Origin of the sequence: Sphingobacterium spiritivorum ATCC 33861 (assembly GCF_000143765.1) — a bacterium.
Lineage (GTDB): Bacteria > Bacteroidota > Bacteroidia > Sphingobacteriales > Sphingobacteriaceae > Sphingobacterium > Sphingobacterium spiritivorum.
In genome coordinates this window covers 467,738-484,377 of the sequence record NZ_GL379770.1, presented here as the reverse complement: position 1 = coordinate 484,377, position 16,640 = coordinate 467,738, and the positions used below count along the sequence as shown (strand labels likewise).

Sequence of the window (16,640 nt, the reverse complement as noted above, 5' to 3'; positions counted from 1 at the left end):
TTCAATTGTCTGATAGTGTAGTATTAGAGCTCACATTTCATATGGATAGTAGCGAAACCGCTATGATCTTTCCGGACAAGTGTCTGAAAGCCGCATTGTAACCAAAATTCGTATGCGCCTGTGAGGAACGGATGGGTATGCAGGTACAAAGTTGACACAGCCTGTGCCTTTGCAACTTCTACTAATTCCTGAAACAGTGCAGTGGCTATGCCTTTTCTCCGTCCTTTGGGATTCACATATAAGCGCACGACTTCTACAGTATTTTCCTGTTCTAAATGAAGAAAAGGAAAGCGTTGATCATAAGTCATCATTCCGATCACAGCCATAAGGTCTCCTCTATGGTCGCGTGCTTCCAGAAATGCACCAACCGGGCTATGGATATAGGTCTGTGCAAAATATTGCAGATCGTGTGGCATTTTGCGATGGTCTAACATGGGAAATAGTAGTTTACGGGCTTGTGACACGTAGGTGATCAGTTCATCTATATCCTGTTCTGAAACACGCTTTATGATCAAATCTTTATTCATAATGGTGCTGAGGATCGGGTAGAATTATTATTTTGCCCCGGTGCGGAATCTGCTCTAAACGCACCTGATAAGCCTGTTCTAATAAATGATGAATACTATCTGTATTTTTCCCTTCCAGACTGGTGATGACTTGCTGTTGCATGAGAAAAAAACGATCTCCGTAGAGAAACGCAAGATTAGGATCATGCATAATACAAATCACGGTTTTGCCTTCTTCGACCAGTTTTTTAAGGTTATCCAGTACCGCTACCTGATAGTGGAGATCCAGATGATTGGTCGGTTCGTCCAGCAGAATAATATCCGGATCCTGAACTAATACCCGACACAAAAGCACCAATTGTCGTTCCCCTCCGGAAAGCCGTGTATACGGCTTGTCTTTGTATTTCCAAAGCTCAAATCTTTTTAACACGTTTCGAACCTGCTCTCTGTCTTCCTCTTTTGGTGAAAACCTTGAAAAAGACGCACGACCTGTCATTACCACATCATATACGGAAAAGGGGAAATTGGTCTGGTGAAACTGTGTCATAAAACCCAGTCTGATGCCGTTGGCATTACCGACTTTAATTGCACGTCGTTCCACCCCATTGATATGTATCTGTCCCTGATATTCGCGTTGTACTCCGGCCAGAATATTAAACAAGGTAGATTTACCGCTTCCGTTGCGTCCCAGGATAACTGACAGCTCACCTTTGTAGAATGTGGCCCGCAGTCCGTCAAGCACAGCTTGTTTTCCGTAGTGAAAAGCTAAATTTCTGATTTCGATTGCTTCCATTATCCGTTCCAGTTTATAGCGTTTTTACGCATCAGGTAAATAAATAGCGGAGTGCCCAGCATCATGGTAAATACACCTACCGGAATTTCAAAGGGTAACAGTGTACGTGAAAAATCATCAATCAGCAACAGAAAAGTACCTCCGATACTGATATTGGCCCATACCCCTATACTGTTACTCGGCCCGAAAAGCATCCGGCTGATATGAGGCACAATCAGTCCGAAGAGACTGATCATGCCAACCGCAGCGACTGCCGAAGCGGTGATCATGGTGGCTGCACCTATCATAATAAGTTTGATGATTTTGGGATTGACACCTACCGCAAGTGCCTCCTGATCGCCCAGTGCAAGAAGATTGAGTTTCCAGCGGAAGAGGATGATTATTCCAAGCCCCAGAAGTATGGGTAGAATGGCAACCTTTAGTTTTGACCAGGAAGCGGTATGCAGATTCCCCATAGTCCATTGAACGATAGCCTGCAACTTGTAGGGATCACTCAGATACTGTAAAATGGTAAGGAAAGCCGTAAATACTCCTGAGATAATCATTCCGGCAAGCACCATAGTCACTAATGATCCTTTTGCACCGCTGTAGGATACAAAATACGTAATAGCGACAGCCATCACTCCAAATAAAAAAGCGGAGAGGTTGAGCGGAATCAGAGATACCAGCATAGACAATGCGGCTCCAAAGGCAGCTCCTGAAGATATCCCCAAGGAAAACGGATCCACAATAGGATTACGAAATACCGCCTGCAGTACTCCTCCGGCCACAGTCAGCGATGCACCGACACTAAAGGTCAGCAAGACACGTGGCAGTCTGACCTGCCAGACAATGGTTTCCATACTGGAATCCACTACCGCGACTTCCCATCCGAACGAAGAAGCAAGACCGGCATACACCAGATCCGTCAGTTCGGATAAACGGAGAAATCCTGTATTCCCTAACGCGAGAGAGAAAAACAGGACTAGCAAAGGCAGACAAATGAGTAAACTTAATTTCCAAAATTTCATATTTCGTCTTCCCAGATCTTTTTACTGTACAGAAACGCTAAAGTCTGCTGCAGTTCAGTTTTAAATTGTTGTTCAGAATAAGTTGGATAGCACCATTGCCGGAGCTGTTTTGCAAACAAAAGAAATTTGACGGTATGCGGATCGTAGTAAAAAGTGGGTTCCATGTTGTACACCTGCTTATCGATTACTGCCGGCACAGCTTCAAGTTCTTTTAAACTATAGACATCCTGTAATTTGGAATTCCACAATACAATAAGATCAGGATTCCACTTGTAAAGAGATTCAGCACTGATATTCGGTGCTTCCAGAGTCAGCGGACAGGCATTTTCGGCACCAGACACCTGCATAGACAAGTCTACAAGAGATCCTCTGCAGGAGGTTGAAAACACACGCCCTTTAGACCAGGCATAGTACACTTTCTTACGTTTTATATCTTCGTGAAGTTTCATTTTCTCCACTTCCTGCTCCACATATCCCACAATCGCTTCAGCACGCTGTTCCCGCCCCAATAATGTTCCTACACCGACGAGTTCATTATAGATATGATCTTTATCCCTGCTGGATACGACATATACCGGAATATGAAGATCTTCGAGCTGAGCGATCGTCTCTTTATCATGTTCGTATACGATGGCAAGATCTGCTTCTAAGGCTACCAATGTCTCTACATGTGTAGACCGGCCTCCGAAAGTAGGGGTCACAATTTGCTTACGGGCAATACGCTTATCAAGTAAAGACAGAAAATGGTAGGTAGAAGGATTCTGATAAATCTGTTGCGGAATACCAACCAGCCTGTCTCCTGCATTAAGCATATATATCTGATCGACGAAGGGCTCAAAAAGCACAACAACCCGCTGTGCATAGGTTTCCAGTGTGATCTCTTTACCACGTGCATCTACTGCCGAAATTTTTTCTGCTGTTTGTTTCTTTTCGCCGGGATTGCTGCAGGCAATAATCAATGTCAGGAGAATAAAGCTACTGACCCGGTGCCAGGCTGTTTTTCTTCTAGTTGTCATACTGAAATTTTATTTTTCCGGAACATATGCAAAGCCTGATCAGGCAATAACCGGGCTGAAGTCAGTTCAATATGCCCGGTATATTTGGCGGATAATGCACTATACAACCGGCCGTCATAAGCCACAGCAAAGGATGCTTCATTCAGACAGAAAACGGGTAAGTGCCGGTTGCCGACATCAAAGCAGAATTGTCCTGCCATCTGTGCATCCTTTGAATGCAGTATAATGCAATCACAAGGTTTGATATACAATCTGACAGCATAATTGTCGTCCAGATGCACGACCTGCCCTTCATTGAGATATTCTCCGGATTCGCGCTGTATACGAATCATTCTTCCGGTAGAAGTTTCCCGCTCCAGGAGCGTCTTTCGTACCTCATACCATTCCATGTACACAAGTTCTTCTGCTATACCCGACGGTATATCTGTATAGTTGTTGTCTGAAATATAAAGCATTCTGACTATTGCTTTATTTTGGACGCTTTCTTTTCTTCCACTTTATCGTTTAACCAGGCACACCATTCATCCATACCTTCTCCGTTCAGACTACTGATCGTAATGACTTCCAGTTTGGGATTGACTTCGCGTGCATCTTTGGTTACGGCATCTACTGAGAATGGTACATGAGGCAAAAGATCCGCTTTTGAAACGACCATCAGCTCGCTCGTCAAAAACATCCGTGCATATTTCTTGGGTTTGTCGTCTCCTTCGGTGGCCGCGAGCAATGTTACACGATAATCTTCTCCCAGATCAAACGCAGCAGGACATACCAGGTTGCCTACATTCTCTATAAACAGTAAATCCACATTATCCAGATTGATATGGTCTAATGCCTGCAGGATCATCTGCGCTTCTATATGGCACATTCCTCCGGTTACGATCTGTAATGCATTTATTCCAACTTCGCGCATACGTACAGCATCTCGTTCTGTTTCCGGGTCTCCGACCAGGACAGCGATATTCAGTTGTTTTCCAAGACGCTTACCGGTTTCCTGCATTAACGTGGTCTTACCACTACCCGGAGAGGAGCAGATATTAATAATACAAATATCTGCTAATCGCTCGCGGATAGCTTTGGCCACAAAATCGTTGGCCTTTAATAGATTTAGTGATGTATTTTCGCATTGTACCGATCCTACCGGCATTTGATTGCTTTTAGGTATTGCTGTATTACTCATGTTCGTTATTTTTAAATGTTACCTGTGTTATTCTTAATTCTTCTCCTTGAATTACCTTGTCAGATGTGATACCGCAGCTACAGACAAACCGGTGAAAAACGACCTCAAAAGACTTCTTACAGTTGTCACAAAAGGCCAGTATGGGCAGAACTTTTACTTCCAGCTCTGTATTTCTGAACCAGGTATCACCCGTAATATAGGCTTCAAAAGCATTTTGTATCAGAATAGGCTGAATATTACTTAATAGTCCAGCTTCCAGTCTGATTCTCACGATTTCCTGATAACGGTCCGGGTACTCTTCCCGCAGTGTATCAAATATCTCTTGTACTATTCCGGTTTCGTGCATAGTCGTAATGTTAAGCAGCCGCTTGTTTTCTACTTTTCTTTCTCTTTGCGGCCGGAGCTTTAGGCTCCGGAATTTCTGTATCTCCAGCCTCCTGGGTCTCTTGCGACAGCACTACACTTTCGTTAATCAGCAACTGCTGCTGATGTTGTGTAAATTCCCAACACATTTGTGACAACATCGTCAGAAAGCTGTACAACAATTCACCATCGTGTCCGAGTGCTCTCAACAGAATGCTGTTGTCTGCACAGTATGTAAAGCCGAAAGTGATATCTTCATATGATCCGGCTAATATTTCATCAAATTCTTCTTTCATCTGTTTTGCAAACGGGCCTGAATAGATGAAAGCGGCCTGATGGGTATAGTCTTCGAAGAATAATAACTTCCTGACAGGTTGCTCATGTGGCATGAGGCATTGATTATCTGTATAGATCAGTTTCCCGTCTCTGTACAGTGTTGTACGGCTGTGTACTTTCTGAAACTGGAAAGCTTCATTCATATAAATTCTGCCGGCACTGATAATATCTCCCCAAATCAATGTTGCCGTCTCCTGCATATCAATACGATTGGTTGCACGAAAGATGGCATCTTTGAAAGGAGTAACAGGATGCGGGACGTATTGCAGTATACTGTTTGCTTCCAGTTTGATTATCGTATCCTGAGTTGCTCCTTTTTTCATCGGATGCAGCTTATTGAAGGACTGTGTAAACAGCTTTAAACAGGCATCTTTCTTGACACGGATATCAATAGCCAGGTGATCTTCGTCCATAATACCGGGCGAGGCGCTCATAATGATCATCTCCAGATGCTCCTGTGCCCGGGGAGCGCCATAATGTGTAAGTTTGTAAGGAGCATTATGATAACTTTCCTTCAACACACTGTATGTGCCCTCTCTTTCGACATTGATCTTAATACTACTTTCCATCAGGGGTCTAGTTTTCTAACAGTGCATATTTTTTTATCCAGCTCTTGACATCTTCCAGTCCTTCGAGCGTCATCAGATTGGTAAAGATGAACGGTCTTTCTCCGCGCATACGCTTTGCATCACGTTCCATGACCGACAGATCAGCATGCACATAAGGTGCAAGATCTATTTTATTAATCAGCAGCAGATCTGAACGGGTAATCCCCGGGCCACCTTTACGTGGAATCTTTTCTCCCTCTGCCACATCGATGACGAAGATGGTAATGTCTGCCAGATCAGGACTAAATGTCGCGGTAAGATTATCTCCTCCACTTTCCACAAATACGATTTCCGTATCTGGAAAACGCTGAACCAGCTCTTCTACTGCTTCAATGTTCATAGAAGCATCCTCGCGTATTGCAGTATGCGGACAACCTCCTGTCTCTACACCTGAAATACGTTCTGCAGGAAGAGTTGAGTTTTTTTGCAGAAACTGTGCATCTTCACGGGTGTATATATCATTGGTCACTACGCAGATGCTGTAATCCGTAGCCATCTGTCTGGTCAGTCTTTCTATCAGAGCGGTCTTACCTGAACCTACAGGTCCGGCCACTCCTATTTTCACATATTTTCTATCCATATCTGTTATTCTTATGAAATGTAAATCCTGGTATAAAGTTTCTCATGCTGCATACAGCGTACATCTTGCGCCACGCAACAGTTGCCGAGCATATCAGGATCCATGTTTTTTTGTTTTCCGACGAGTTCCTGTATCAATCCCTGAAGATTAAACATCATTTTCTGTCCGTCCATCTGACTGATGGGAACGAGCTTGGCACAGTTGGTGACCATACCATTGAGGGTATTGTAATAAAATGCACTTAACGCATCGGAATATGCTATTTGCTGGGACTGTGCATACATTGCCAGTGCAATCGCATAATGTCCTCCGGCCTCTCCTGATTGTATCGCCTCCAGATAAGTCCGGCATCGTTTTACGGACTTAAAACTCTCTACTACTTTTAGAAAACGAATAGCCAGCTTACGGCTTGCTTCTCTGATTTCAGCAGGAGATTTGAGAGAGGTAACCAGATTATCCAGCTTCAGCAATGCAACTTTGCTAAACTTATCTTCACACAGGGTCCAGGCCTGATGAAAAAATGCAGCATCATTGTAAAACACGCTGTGTCTCAGCATGGATTCTGCATATTCTTGTGCCGTAGTGCTGTTGTGTACGATACGCTCGTGTATATACGTCTCCAATCCATAGGAATGTGTAAAACTCCCTATTGGAAATACAGAATCATTGATCTGCAGCAGGGTCAACAAAGGATTCATTTATCTTACTTGCTAATGTTATTTTAAATTTTGTTTTTTGCGTCCACTCATGGATACGCAACGTCTGTGTCTGCTGTAATACCCGATCCTCCACTATGGTATGATAACCTTGCTTGACAAATAACCTATATAAAGGGTCTTCATAAGCAATCACGACCTCGGATGAGGAGCGGATAGAAACAGGCAAATGCCGGTTTCCGATTTCGAAACAAACATTTGCCATTTCCAGCATATTTTCCGGATGTATCACTAAACACAGACAAGGCAAAATCCGGATCACAATGCATATGGACGCATCACTGAAGATCACATCACCATCTTCCAGGGATTGGGCCGTCTGATTACGAAAGCCTATCTCACGCCCTCCGGTTGTAAACCTGCGCAAAATACCTTTGTCAGCTTCATACCACTCCAGTTCCAGATAATCGGTTTCCAGTCCTCCAAACGATTGGGATGAACCATAGATATTGCCTGCTATGTTATGTGCACGAATCATCAGAACAGAAAATAGCGTTGCGCCATTGGAAGTTCACCCATAGGCTCACAGGTCGCTAACACGCCATCTACAGTTACATTGTATGTTTCGGGATCTACCACAATATTCGGAGTGGCATCATTATGTACCATATCCTTTTTCATCACTTTACGACATCCTTCTACCGGCAGACTTTTTCTGGCCAGTTTGAGGGAATCGATAGTTCCGTTTTCAATAGATACTTTGGATACAAAGTTGAAACAGATATTGGACACAGCTTTTCCGAAATTCCCGAACATCTGACGGTATATAATTGGCTGAGGTGTAGGAATAGATGCATTGGCATCTCCCATTTTGGCACCCAGAACCATTCCTGCTTTGATAATCATTTCGGGTTTTACACCAAACATTTCAGGTTTCCAAAGAATGAGATCGGCATATTTTCCGGGTTCGATAGAACCTACATATTTATCGATACCATGGGCTTTGGCCGGATTGATCGTAAATTTGGAAATGTATCTTTTCACACGGAAGTTGTCATTGCCGGTACCACTGTCACGATCCAGCGGACCACGTTGTACTTTCATTTTGTGGGCGGTCTGGAATGTGCGGGAGATTACTTCACCTACACGTCCCATAGCCTGACTGTCTGAACTCATAATAGAGAATACACCCATATCCTGTAAAATATCTTCTGCAGCAATGGTCTGCGGACGGATACGGGAATCTGCAAAGGCAAGATCTTCTTTGACATTCTTGTCCAGATGGTGACATACCATAAGCATGTCCAGATGTTCTTCTGCAGTATTGACTGTAAACGGTTTTGTCGGATTGGTGGAAGCCGGAAGAATATTAGGATACATCGCAATCTTGATAATATCCGGAGCATGTCCTCCACCGGCGCCTTCTGTATGGAAGGTGTGGATCACACGACCATCTATGGCGGCTACAGTATCTTCAAGAAAACCTGCCTCATTCAGGGTATCGGTATGGATAGCCACCTGTACATCATACTTGTCCGCTACTTTTAGAGCGGCATCAATAGTAGACGGTGTAGCTCCCCAATCTTCGTGTATCTTGACACCTAATGCGCCTGCTTCAATCTGTTCTTCAATGGGTTTGGTCGTAGACACATTCCCTTTACCAAAGAAACCTACATTGATCGGAAGATTTTCGAATGCTTCGAGCATTTTATGGATAAACCATTTTCCGGATGTAACTGTAGTTGCATTGGTACCGTCAGCAGGCCCTGTTCCTCCTCCGATAAAGGTAGTCACACCACTGTAAAGAGCAGTTTCGATTTGTGTCGGACTGATAAAATGGATATGGGTATCGATACCTCCTGCTGTCATGATCATACCAGCCCCACCGTGTACTTCAGTAGACGGACCGATGATCATACCTTTGGTAACTCCATCCTGTACATCCGGATTACCGGCCTTACCAACACCTACAATCTTACCGTCTTTGATACCGACATCGGCCTTTACAATACCCCAATGATCAATAATAATGACATTGTTGATACAGAAATCCAACACATCCTCATCCCGCAAAGCACGTGCAGACTGTCCCATTCCGTCACGGATGGTCTTACCTCCGCCAAACTTGTTCTCTTCGCCGTATACTGCGTAATCTTTTTCGATTTCGATCATCAGCTCGGTATCTGCCAGACGTACCTTATCACCTGTAGTCGGCCCGAAAAGAGAGGCATATTTATGTCGGGGGATGTATAATGCACCATCTTCATCATAACGGATGGATGATTTATCAAGTCCTAATTTTTCAAGACCTAAGGCATTAAGTTTAGTCGTAGCGATACTTGCAGAAGCCAGACCTACGATCTTAATCCAGTCTCTTCTATTCCATTCACTCATAATACGTTTCTTTTAAAAAGTTATTGAGATGATTTAAACTGTTGTTTTTTCATTTTAGAAATTGCGGCAGATTTGACCTTTTCACTGGTATATTTACCATTGGTCAGGCCGTTGAAGCCATGTATTTCTTTATCGCCGCCGATCTCTACCAAAATGACTTCTTTCTTTTCTCCGGGTTCGAAGCGAACCGCTGTACTTGCCGGAATATTCAGGCGCATACCGAAGGCTTTTTCGCGGTCAAATTGTAATGCTTTGTTCACTTCAAAAAAATGATAGTGCGACCCGATCTGTATCGGACGATCGCCAGTGTTGGCCACCACTACGTGTATTGTCTTGTAGCCGGCATTTGCTTTAATATCACCAGCTTTCAAAAAGTATTCTCCAGGTACCATAAATGTGTTTTTTTAATGTTATCGGATAGGATTATGAACGGTCACCAGTTTGGTTCCATCTGGAAATGTAACTTCAATCTGTACGTCATGTATCATCTCCGGAACACCTTCCATCACCTGTTTTCTTTTCAGTAATCTGGTGCCCCATTCCATCAGTTCGGCAACACTTTTCCCATCCCGCGCTTTTTCCATTAGTTCGGCACTGATATAGGCAATACTCTCCGGGTAGTTGAGTTTCACTCCTCGTTTTAATCGCTTTGCTGCTAGTTCTCCTGCTAGATGCAACATTAACTTTTCTGTTTCTCTTGGTGTTAAATGCATGCTGTTTTGATTATTAAAATAAGATTTTCAGTTAGTAGACCACCCTCTAATAGACAGGGATGGTAAAGTATCCTCCGACAGTCAATCTATTGAACTGTGTTTTGTCCATAGCCATCCGATCGGCATACTTCACACTATTGCCGACGTATCCTACATAGAATCGTAAATCCTGTTTTTTAAAAGGTTTATGTTGTAAGGCGACGAAATAGGTATAATTTGTTCTGAAATCATTTCCGACAGTCTCGTCATCTTTACTTCCGGCAGTTTCTATGGCTCCCTTCAGCGCGACTTCCCATTTATCATCCAGAAACTGATCATAACGCAATACTGCTGATTTGTATACCACGTTTTTAGCCAGCTGACGCTGATCTCCTGTCCGGGCATAGAAATCATTGATAGCTCTGGATGCAATAAGCGCATGATCCGCACCCATATGCGAGTATTGCAGGTCCAGATAGATCATCTGATTATCTGTCTTGTATTTATTGGCCAGTGAAACAGCCTGAGTAGCTCTTCCCTCCGCAAACTGAGCCAGGTTATAAGACCATTTGGTCTGAAGACGCTTATCGGCAAATGAACCTACCCAGGTAAAGTATCCACCTACAGGAGCTTTGGCCCGCTTCAGATCTCCCATTACAAAACCATTATTTATCAGATGAGTATCAAAGGTATTGTTGACTGTATTGTACAACTGCAGATGAAAACTATGATCCGGATTTACATTATAGGCAAGTTTACCTCCGACCACAAAGAGATTCAATATGCGGTCTACATAATCGGTAAACATAAATTCGTAGATAGGATTGTTCTCAAATTCATAAGATCCTACCATAGCGCTCTGCTTTCCAAGCGTAACGGACCAGTCGCGTTTTTTGCCGAATTTGTATTCTATAAAAGCAAAATCCAACGCTTGGGAAGAATTGTCGAGTCCTAAAGGTGAAAAAGATCTGTTGAGCCGAAAACGCACTTTGTAAGACAAACGATCATTATAGTCACCATGCAGCAGAAGTCGGGCTTCTTCCAGATTGAAACGGCTCAACGCTTCTTCTTTTCCCAGATTGTCTGCATCAAAAGCAGTCCGTAACATGACATCAAACTTGAAAAGTTGCGCACGATCGGGTTCTGCAGCCTGCAGGGAATCATCTTTACTTTCTGCCTGACCCGAAGGGTTTAACAAAGATGTACGATTTTGCTGTGCGCAAACCAGATGAATTAGTCCTGTAAAAAGAATTGTAAATGTAATAAGTTTCATAAATGAAGTGAGATACCTTGATTGTAACAAGGATACCTCTACCAGTTTAGAAACTTATAAGAATGAGATTAGAATAGTCTTAGAATGTTTTGTTTCCGGGTAATACCACACGCACATGTGTTCCTTTTCCTTCTTTAGAATGGAGTATCAGATCTCCGTCGTGAAGATCAATAATGTTTTTGGCAAGCAATAATCCTAGACCTGTACCGTGTATATTCTGGACATTTGATGCTCTGTAAAAGGAATCGTACACAAACTTCTGTTCCTGATCGGGTATCCCGATTCCCTGATCCTGTATATTGATGATCACATTATTCCTGACGGAGCTTAAGGATATACGGACGTCGAGATCTTTGCCATACTTGCAGGCATTGGATACAATATTGCTGAGCGCAATGAACAGCAGATTAAAATTGCCGTATACTTCCATGAGAGCGCTGTCTTCGGGCATGGCTTCAAAATCCAGATGGATAGACTGATAGTCTTCGGCCTGTCTTTCGGAACTGATCACCTTGAACAGCACTTCATCCATACGTACGACATGGTAGTCCTTTTTGCTATCTTCCAAACCGGATCGTGCTATCATCAGCAGATTATTGATCATACTGATAATGCTGTCTGTCTCTGCAATTATATTTTTCAAAGACTTTACCGATTCCTCACCCAGACTTTTGTCGCGCAAAGTAAGTTCAGCCTCCCCTTTTATAATGGTAAGCGGCGTCCGAAAAGAATGAGAGGCATTTGCTATAAAACTTTTTTGAGATTTGACAGATAGCTCCAGACGACTGATCATATCGTTAAAACTGTCAACCAGCATGGATACCTCATCATTGACCTGATTGGGTTTATCGAGCCTCAGGTTAAGGTTGGAAATGCTGATTTTATCGATTTCTTTATTGATGGTGGCAATAGGTTTGATAATGTGCCGGGCAAAGAGATAGGAAATAAGTGCTACTATCACTATACTGAACAAGCCAGCATTTATCAATGTTCTGTCCAGACTGACCTGTTCACCCAGTCCGTAATCGTCCCGCCCTGAAGAAATAATAATAAGGTCTTTTTCGGCAGGAGGCCCCTGAAAATAAAGGGCAAAATATGCCGTATCTCTATCCATATACTGCGCCTGTCCTGATGAAATAACTTCCTGATAAAAATCAGCAGGCACAGGCAGATCGGGTTTCGTATTGACTTGTTTTTCGCCCTTATCTATGCGAATAATGTAGTCCTTTCCTTCAGTCAGCTGACGGAGATAAGGACGCATCACTTCATAGTATAGCTCATTAATATGTTCGGCTTTCTCAACGGTATGCTTTCCGACAATTTTTGCATTCTCTTCCAGCCGGTGAAAAAATTTGGTCTGCAGACTATCGCGTGTGAAATAAGAAATATAGAGGGCAAACCCAATAATGAGTGTCCAGCAGATCAGGTTAAAAAGAAGGATTATTTTAGTTCTTAATCTCATCAATCTCTCTTAAAACATAACCCATCCCTACTACCGTATGTAATAATTTCTTATTATATCCTTTATCGATCTTATTGCGCAGGTAATTGATGTATACATCTACTACATTGGTACTGAGATTGAAATCCATTCCCCATACGCTTTCCAGAATATCTATCCTGGATACGACCCGCTTTTGGTTTTTCATCAGAAATTCGAGCAGACGAAATTCTGTAGCTGTCAGCGCAATATCTACATCCTGACGTTTTGCAATCTTGCTGCTGTAATCTAATATCAGATCGGCAAACTCTAAGTTGTTATTTTCTTCGACCCTGCTGGTCTGCCCTATTTTTCTGGAGAATCTGCTGACACGGGCTTTCAGCTCTTCCATATTAAAGGGCTTGGTGAGGTAGTCATCAGCATCGCTTTTGAATCCGTCCACAATATCTTCAGGCTGATCTAGCGCAGAAAGTATAAGAATAGGAACATTTTTCTTCTGCTGGCGGATATTGCGACAAACTCTTAGCCCGTCCATTCCCGGAAGCATAACATCAAGAATAATCAGGTCATAATTGCCCGAAACCGCCATTTCCAGTCCAGTAAGACCGTTGAGTGCCACTGAAATATTGAAATTCAATTCGGACAATCCACGACGAATAAGCGAAACTACAGCGCTGTCATCCTCTACCAATAATATTTCCAAATCTTCTTAAGTTAAAATGAAAGCCCGGAGTATAACAGTTATGTGTGCTATGTATTAAATAAACAACTTATTTACAAAATGTTGTCGCAGGATTCTCCGGGCGGAAAATTTCCCTAACCACAAATATTGTAATTTAATTTTATTAATCAGTTTACACTGAAATATTTTTTCATTCATTATGACGCCATAATGATCAAAAACAGGAAAATTAATACAGCAATATTTAACACGAATACTTGGCTGTGTGTCTATTGTTTTTTCAGAACATACTTATGCGTAAATGCTGTTTTACTATCTGACAGATCCCAATTGGAAATTTCTTTTTCAACAAGTTCAGGATATTTTTTACGGATATCCCGTAAAGAATTCCCAACCGATTTACGAAGATATTCACTATCACTGGATTTATGCCGGCTGATAAGTAGGATTGCTTCCTGTGGATGATCTTTAAAGTAAGGACGGCTTGTCCAGATTCTCAATCCTTCTGTAACTGCTCTGCAAATATTCGGGTGCTTTTCACTTAACCATTCTTTGATCTCAGGTAACGAATGTTCATAACCATTGTCCCGGCAGAACTGATCAAAGGCTTTTGCAATGATCTCCTGAACCTGCCAGCTTTCATCATTACGGGCACTTTCTTTTAAAACAGAAAGAACTGTCTTATCTTCAGCAGCAATAAAACCGAGTATAAAGATTCCTACAGAACGGATCTGATAATAATCATGATTCAAAAGTTCAAGAGCTATATTCTTTGAATCATCCAATGAGTGCGATCCGCATAGTTTTCTGGCTTCATCTTCAAAGGGTTTAAATCCATGTTCTGTCTTTATTAATTTCTGTATAAATTCAAACTCTTGCATAATTTACTCTCCTTTATTATTTGAAAATTACGAATTATAAAATCACAGTTGATCCGGGTACTTTACGGGAAGACCTGTCCGTTTGTCTACAGGCAATTGCGCATCCCGATTTCGCAATTCATCCGACAATAACTTACTCAATTCAATAGTTTTGGATTTCATTTTTGAGTTGAGATCGTATTTTTCACCTATATCTTCTGCTATATTATAAAGTTCCAGTTTTCCTCTTTTCATATCGTACAGCAGTTTGTAATCACCTTTTCGTATAGCGGAGAAAAAATTTATTCCGGGTCCGTCTGTATTGATCCATTTATTAGGCACATGCCAGATCAGATTTCTGTCTTTCCACGAATTATCGGCCTTACCTTCCAGCAAAATACATACACTCCGGCCGTCTATCTGCTTTTGTTCCATATTGCTATTCCGTACACCTGCGATCTCCAGTATTTTCGGAAACAAATCTTCCATGATGACAGGTGTATCTTCCTCTTTCGGTTTACGACTCTTTACATTTTTGATCAGCAAGGGTATTCTTATACCTCCCTCATAGACCGACCCTTTCCCGGCACGCAAAGGCAGATTCTGGGTATGAATTTCACCTGAACGCGCAGGTGTAAGGCTTAATCCTCCATTATCACTGACAAATAAGATAACGGTATTATCATAGGCATCATGCTCCTTTAAATACCGGACGATATCACCTATACTCTTATCGTACCCTTCTACCAAAGAAGCATATGCCGCTTCCGTACTATCCAGCCCTGCATCCAGATAGCGTTGTACAAAACGGGGATCTGCCTGTATAGGGACATGAACAGCATAATTGGAAAAGTTTAAAAAGACAGGCTGCTTTCTTTTAAGAGGCTCTTCCAAAGACTTTAGTGCATCTCTGGTAAGTGCTTCTGTGAGAAATGTAGGTGTTCCATAATATTCCATGAGGTCAGGAACAGCCTGATAACTCGTTTTGCCCGGGAGGTTACCATAATTTTGTTCACCATAATAGCTTTGCGGATGGCCTGCAGCATGCCCTGCAATATTTACCATAAATCCCAGATTTAACGGGCTGGCACCGGGAGTACCGGCTGATCCCCAATGTGCTTTACCAACATGAATGGTAAAATAGCCCTGATCACGTAACAGCTTCGGTAATGGGGTCGCAAACACGGTATGTTCAATATCCGGTACAGGACTTAAGCCATTGATATTCCAGTCCGGCGGAGACAATACTTCATCCTTATTATCAGTCGGACGATTGGCAACAGGATGTGTCCAATTGGTCACCCGATGACGGGCAGCATTTAAGCCTGTCAGAAAACTGACACGTGACGGGGTACACACAGGAGTGGCATAAGCATTCGTAAATTTCACGGATTCTCTGGCCAGTATTTCCAGATTTGGTGTATGAAATTTTTTATTTATCGGAGTGACCTCTTTATAGAAAGGTTCAGACATATCCTGCCAACCCAGATCATCGACAAAAAAGACAACAATATTGGGCGGTAAGGATTGCGCTTCTGCCCTCCAGACCCATAATAATAAAACAATAGTCCAGGCTAACTTTGTGCTGTAAGATCTTATCATAAGTAGTGAAATCTTGATCAAATAGTGTTAATAAACTGATACTTCGAATTTCGTATATGCAAGATACATTAATTTTCCAAATGCGGGTTGACCTTTCACAGACTCCTGGTGCTACAGGTTGCCGGAGTTAAAAATTACTTTTCATTCTCCGGGAATGACTTAAATCCTGAACATACAAGATAGCCTGCAAAGGCTCCAAGAATAGAAGCGATGATATCTTTATAATCAAAGTAGTTGTTTTTGAAAACAGTTCCCTGAATTAGTTCATATCCTATAAGTCCTACTGCTGTAAATATGGCGTGCTTTTGTAAGGTTATTTTCTGGTATTGTGTAAAATAGAAGATCACCAGAATAAGTCCTGCAAAAAAATTCGGTGAAGCGTCAGCAATTCCGAAATCATTGATCTGGTTTGCATAGATATATTGTCTGTAGCTGGATTTAAATATTATGGCAACGATGGAGAGCAGGATTATTATTATCCATACATACTTTGTCTGTGAAAGCGATTTGAATTTCATTTTTTATTTCAGGTATTTTTGTCTTGGTATGGGCATATACATGCTGAGTACGTTTGCTAAATTAAATAAAAAAGGGATTTCCGAAGGCATTTAGAAGCCAAAATAAAGGAAAAGCTCTTTATTTTTATGATGT

The 16,640-nt window shown here is 42.2% G+C and carries 20 protein-coding genes; all 20 read right to left on the bottom strand.

Annotation, left to right across the window (positions count from 1 at the left end; translation table 11 throughout):
- Positions 1-23: 23 nt before the first annotated feature.
- The 20 genes from HMPREF0766_RS02410 to HMPREF0766_RS02315 all read right to left on the bottom strand — a co-directional run bounded on the left by HMPREF0766_RS02410 (position 24) and on the right by HMPREF0766_RS02315 (position 16,507).
- Complete coding sequence (locus tag HMPREF0766_RS02410; RefSeq protein WP_002993352.1) at positions 24-527, bottom strand: GNAT family N-acetyltransferase; 504 nt, start codon at positions 525-527, stop codon at positions 24-26.
- Positions 520-1,299 carry an ABC transporter ATP-binding protein gene (locus HMPREF0766_RS02405; protein WP_002993351.1) on the bottom strand — a complete coding sequence of 260 codons (780 nt, stop codon included), beginning with the start codon at positions 1,297-1,299 and terminating at the stop codon, positions 520-522. The genes HMPREF0766_RS02410 and HMPREF0766_RS02405 overlap by 8 nt, the downstream gene beginning before the upstream one ends.
- A complete protein-coding gene (locus tag HMPREF0766_RS02400) occupies positions 1,299-2,309 on the bottom strand; it encodes a FecCD family ABC transporter permease (RefSeq protein WP_002993350.1) in 1,011 nt (336 codons plus the stop codon). Before HMPREF0766_RS02400 ends, HMPREF0766_RS02405 begins: the two co-directional genes overlap by 1 nt.
- Positions 2,306-3,325: an ABC transporter substrate-binding protein gene (locus HMPREF0766_RS02395; RefSeq protein ID WP_002993349.1), complete on the bottom strand. Its 1,020-nt coding sequence runs from the start codon at positions 3,323-3,325 to the stop codon at positions 2,306-2,308. The genes HMPREF0766_RS02400 and HMPREF0766_RS02395 overlap by 4 nt, the downstream gene beginning before the upstream one ends.
- On the bottom strand, positions 3,322-3,780 hold the full coding sequence (locus HMPREF0766_RS02390; protein ID WP_002993348.1) for an urease accessory protein UreE: 459 nt from the start codon (positions 3,778-3,780) through the stop codon (positions 3,322-3,324). Before HMPREF0766_RS02390 ends, HMPREF0766_RS02395 begins: the two co-directional genes overlap by 4 nt.
- Before the next feature lie 5 nt (positions 3,781-3,785).
- The gene (gene hypB, locus HMPREF0766_RS02385; RefSeq protein WP_002993347.1) at positions 3,786-4,502 is read right to left on the bottom strand and encodes a hydrogenase nickel incorporation protein HypB; all 717 of its coding nucleotides are present in this window, start codon (positions 4,500-4,502) and stop codon (positions 3,786-3,788) included.
- On the bottom strand, positions 4,495-4,848 hold the full coding sequence (locus tag HMPREF0766_RS02380) for a hydrogenase maturation nickel metallochaperone HypA/HybF (RefSeq protein WP_002993346.1): 354 nt from the start codon (positions 4,846-4,848) through the stop codon (positions 4,495-4,497). The genes hypB and HMPREF0766_RS02380 overlap by 8 nt, the downstream gene beginning before the upstream one ends.
- 10 nt (positions 4,849-4,858) lie before the next feature.
- Positions 4,859-5,770 carry an urease accessory protein UreD gene (locus HMPREF0766_RS02375; protein WP_002993344.1) on the bottom strand — a complete coding sequence of 304 codons (912 nt, stop codon included), beginning with the start codon at positions 5,768-5,770 and terminating at the stop codon, positions 4,859-4,861.
- Between the two features lie 7 nt (positions 5,771-5,777).
- Positions 5,778-6,389 carry an urease accessory protein UreG gene (gene ureG, locus HMPREF0766_RS02370; protein WP_002993342.1) on the bottom strand — a complete coding sequence of 204 codons (612 nt, stop codon included), beginning with the start codon at positions 6,387-6,389 and terminating at the stop codon, positions 5,778-5,780.
- A gap of 11 nt (positions 6,390-6,400) precedes the next feature.
- Positions 6,401-7,087, bottom strand: coding sequence for an urease accessory protein UreF (locus HMPREF0766_RS02365; protein WP_002993340.1), 687 nt, complete (start codon positions 7,085-7,087; stop codon positions 6,401-6,403).
- Positions 7,053-7,583 (bottom strand): urease accessory protein UreE, encoded by a 531-nt coding sequence (locus HMPREF0766_RS02360; RefSeq protein WP_002993338.1) that lies wholly within the window; start codon positions 7,581-7,583, stop codon positions 7,053-7,055. Before HMPREF0766_RS02360 ends, HMPREF0766_RS02365 begins: the two co-directional genes overlap by 35 nt.
- Positions 7,583-9,439 (bottom strand): urease subunit alpha, encoded by a 1,857-nt coding sequence (gene ureC / locus HMPREF0766_RS02355; protein WP_002993336.1) that lies wholly within the window; start codon positions 9,437-9,439, stop codon positions 7,583-7,585. The genes HMPREF0766_RS02360 and ureC overlap by 1 nt, the downstream gene beginning before the upstream one ends.
- 20 nt (positions 9,440-9,459) lie before the next feature.
- Entirely contained in the window at positions 9,460-9,831 is a 372-nt protein-coding gene (gene ureB, locus HMPREF0766_RS02350; RefSeq protein WP_002993335.1) for an urease subunit beta, read from the bottom strand.
- Positions 9,832-9,849: 18 nt separating this feature from the next.
- Positions 9,850-10,152, bottom strand: a complete 303-nt coding sequence (gene ureA / locus HMPREF0766_RS02345) for an urease subunit gamma (RefSeq protein ID WP_002993333.1) — start codon at positions 10,150-10,152, stop codon at positions 9,850-9,852.
- Positions 10,153-10,198: 46 nt separating this feature from the next.
- Positions 10,199-11,404 carry a porin gene (locus HMPREF0766_RS02340; RefSeq protein WP_002993332.1) on the bottom strand — a complete coding sequence of 402 codons (1,206 nt, stop codon included), beginning with the start codon at positions 11,402-11,404 and terminating at the stop codon, positions 10,199-10,201.
- 79 nt (positions 11,405-11,483) lie between these two features.
- Positions 11,484-12,866: a sensor histidine kinase gene (locus tag HMPREF0766_RS02335; RefSeq protein WP_002993331.1), complete on the bottom strand. Its 1,383-nt coding sequence runs from the start codon at positions 12,864-12,866 to the stop codon at positions 11,484-11,486.
- On the bottom strand, positions 12,850-13,548 hold the full coding sequence (locus HMPREF0766_RS02330; RefSeq protein ID WP_002993330.1) for a response regulator transcription factor: 699 nt from the start codon (positions 13,546-13,548) through the stop codon (positions 12,850-12,852). Before HMPREF0766_RS02330 ends, HMPREF0766_RS02335 begins: the two co-directional genes overlap by 17 nt.
- A 248-nt stretch (positions 13,549-13,796) precedes the next feature.
- Positions 13,797-14,408, bottom strand: coding sequence for a HEAT repeat domain-containing protein (locus tag HMPREF0766_RS02325; protein ID WP_002993329.1), 612 nt, complete (start codon positions 14,406-14,408; stop codon positions 13,797-13,799).
- A 42-nt stretch (positions 14,409-14,450) separates the two neighbouring features.
- On the bottom strand, positions 14,451-15,989 hold the full coding sequence (locus HMPREF0766_RS02320; RefSeq protein WP_002993327.1) for a sulfatase: 1,539 nt from the start codon (positions 15,987-15,989) through the stop codon (positions 14,451-14,453).
- Between the two features lie 134 nt (positions 15,990-16,123).
- Positions 16,124-16,507 (bottom strand): hypothetical protein, encoded by a 384-nt coding sequence (locus HMPREF0766_RS02315; protein WP_002993325.1) that lies wholly within the window; start codon positions 16,505-16,507, stop codon positions 16,124-16,126.
- Between the last annotated feature and the right edge of the window lie 133 nt (positions 16,508-16,640).

Excerpts from the sequence above, each read along its gene's own strand:
- HMPREF0766_RS02320 (WP_002993327.1), bottom strand. The coding sequence starts at position 15,989 with ATGATAAGATCTTACAGCACAAAGTTAGCCTGGACTATTGTTTTATTA.
- ureC (WP_002993336.1), bottom strand. The coding sequence starts at position 9,439 with ATGAGTGAATGGAATAGAAGAGACTGGATTAAGATCGTAGGTCTGGCT.
- HMPREF0766_RS02395 (WP_002993349.1), bottom strand. The coding sequence starts at position 3,325 with ATGACAACTAGAAGAAAAACAGCCTGGCACCGGGTCAGTAGCTTTATT.
- HMPREF0766_RS02390 (WP_002993348.1), bottom strand. The coding sequence starts at position 3,780 with ATGCTTTATATTTCAGACAACAACTATACAGATATACCGTCGGGTATA.
- HMPREF0766_RS02360 (WP_002993338.1), bottom strand. The coding sequence starts at position 7,583 with ATGATTCGTGCACATAACATAGCAGGCAATATCTATGGTTCATCCCAA.
- HMPREF0766_RS02365 (WP_002993340.1), bottom strand. The coding sequence starts at position 7,087 with ATGAATCCTTTGTTGACCCTGCTGCAGATCAATGATTCTGTATTTCCA.
- HMPREF0766_RS02335 (WP_002993331.1), bottom strand. The coding sequence starts at position 12,866 with ATGAGATTAAGAACTAAAATAATCCTTCTTTTTAACCTGATCTGCTGG.
- HMPREF0766_RS02400 (WP_002993350.1), bottom strand. The coding sequence starts at position 2,309 with ATGAAATTTTGGAAATTAAGTTTACTCATTTGTCTGCCTTTGCTAGTC.
- ureA (WP_002993333.1), bottom strand. The coding sequence starts at position 10,152 with ATGCATTTAACACCAAGAGAAACAGAAAAGTTAATGTTGCATCTAGCA.
- HMPREF0766_RS02410 (WP_002993352.1), bottom strand. The coding sequence starts at position 527 with ATGAATAAAGATTTGATCATAAAGCGTGTTTCAGAACAGGATATAGAT.
- HMPREF0766_RS02380 (WP_002993346.1), bottom strand. The coding sequence starts at position 4,848 with ATGCACGAAACCGGAATAGTACAAGAGATATTTGATACACTGCGGGAA.
- ureG (WP_002993342.1), bottom strand. The coding sequence starts at position 6,389 with ATGGATAGAAAATATGTGAAAATAGGAGTGGCCGGACCTGTAGGTTCA.
- HMPREF0766_RS02405 (WP_002993351.1), bottom strand. The coding sequence starts at position 1,299 with ATGGAAGCAATCGAAATCAGAAATTTAGCTTTTCACTACGGAAAACAA.
- HMPREF0766_RS02375 (WP_002993344.1), bottom strand. The coding sequence starts at position 5,770 with ATGGAAAGTAGTATTAAGATCAATGTCGAAAGAGAGGGCACATACAGT.
- HMPREF0766_RS02340 (WP_002993332.1), bottom strand. The coding sequence starts at position 11,404 with ATGAAACTTATTACATTTACAATTCTTTTTACAGGACTAATTCATCTG.
- HMPREF0766_RS02325 (WP_002993329.1), bottom strand. The coding sequence starts at position 14,408 with ATGCAAGAGTTTGAATTTATACAGAAATTAATAAAGACAGAACATGGA.
- hypB (WP_002993347.1), bottom strand. The coding sequence starts at position 4,502 with ATGAGTAATACAGCAATACCTAAAAGCAATCAAATGCCGGTAGGATCG.
- ureB (WP_002993335.1), bottom strand. The coding sequence starts at position 9,831 with ATGGTACCTGGAGAATACTTTTTGAAAGCTGGTGATATTAAAGCAAAT.
- HMPREF0766_RS02315 (WP_002993325.1), bottom strand. The coding sequence starts at position 16,507 with ATGAAATTCAAATCGCTTTCACAGACAAAGTATGTATGGATAATAATA.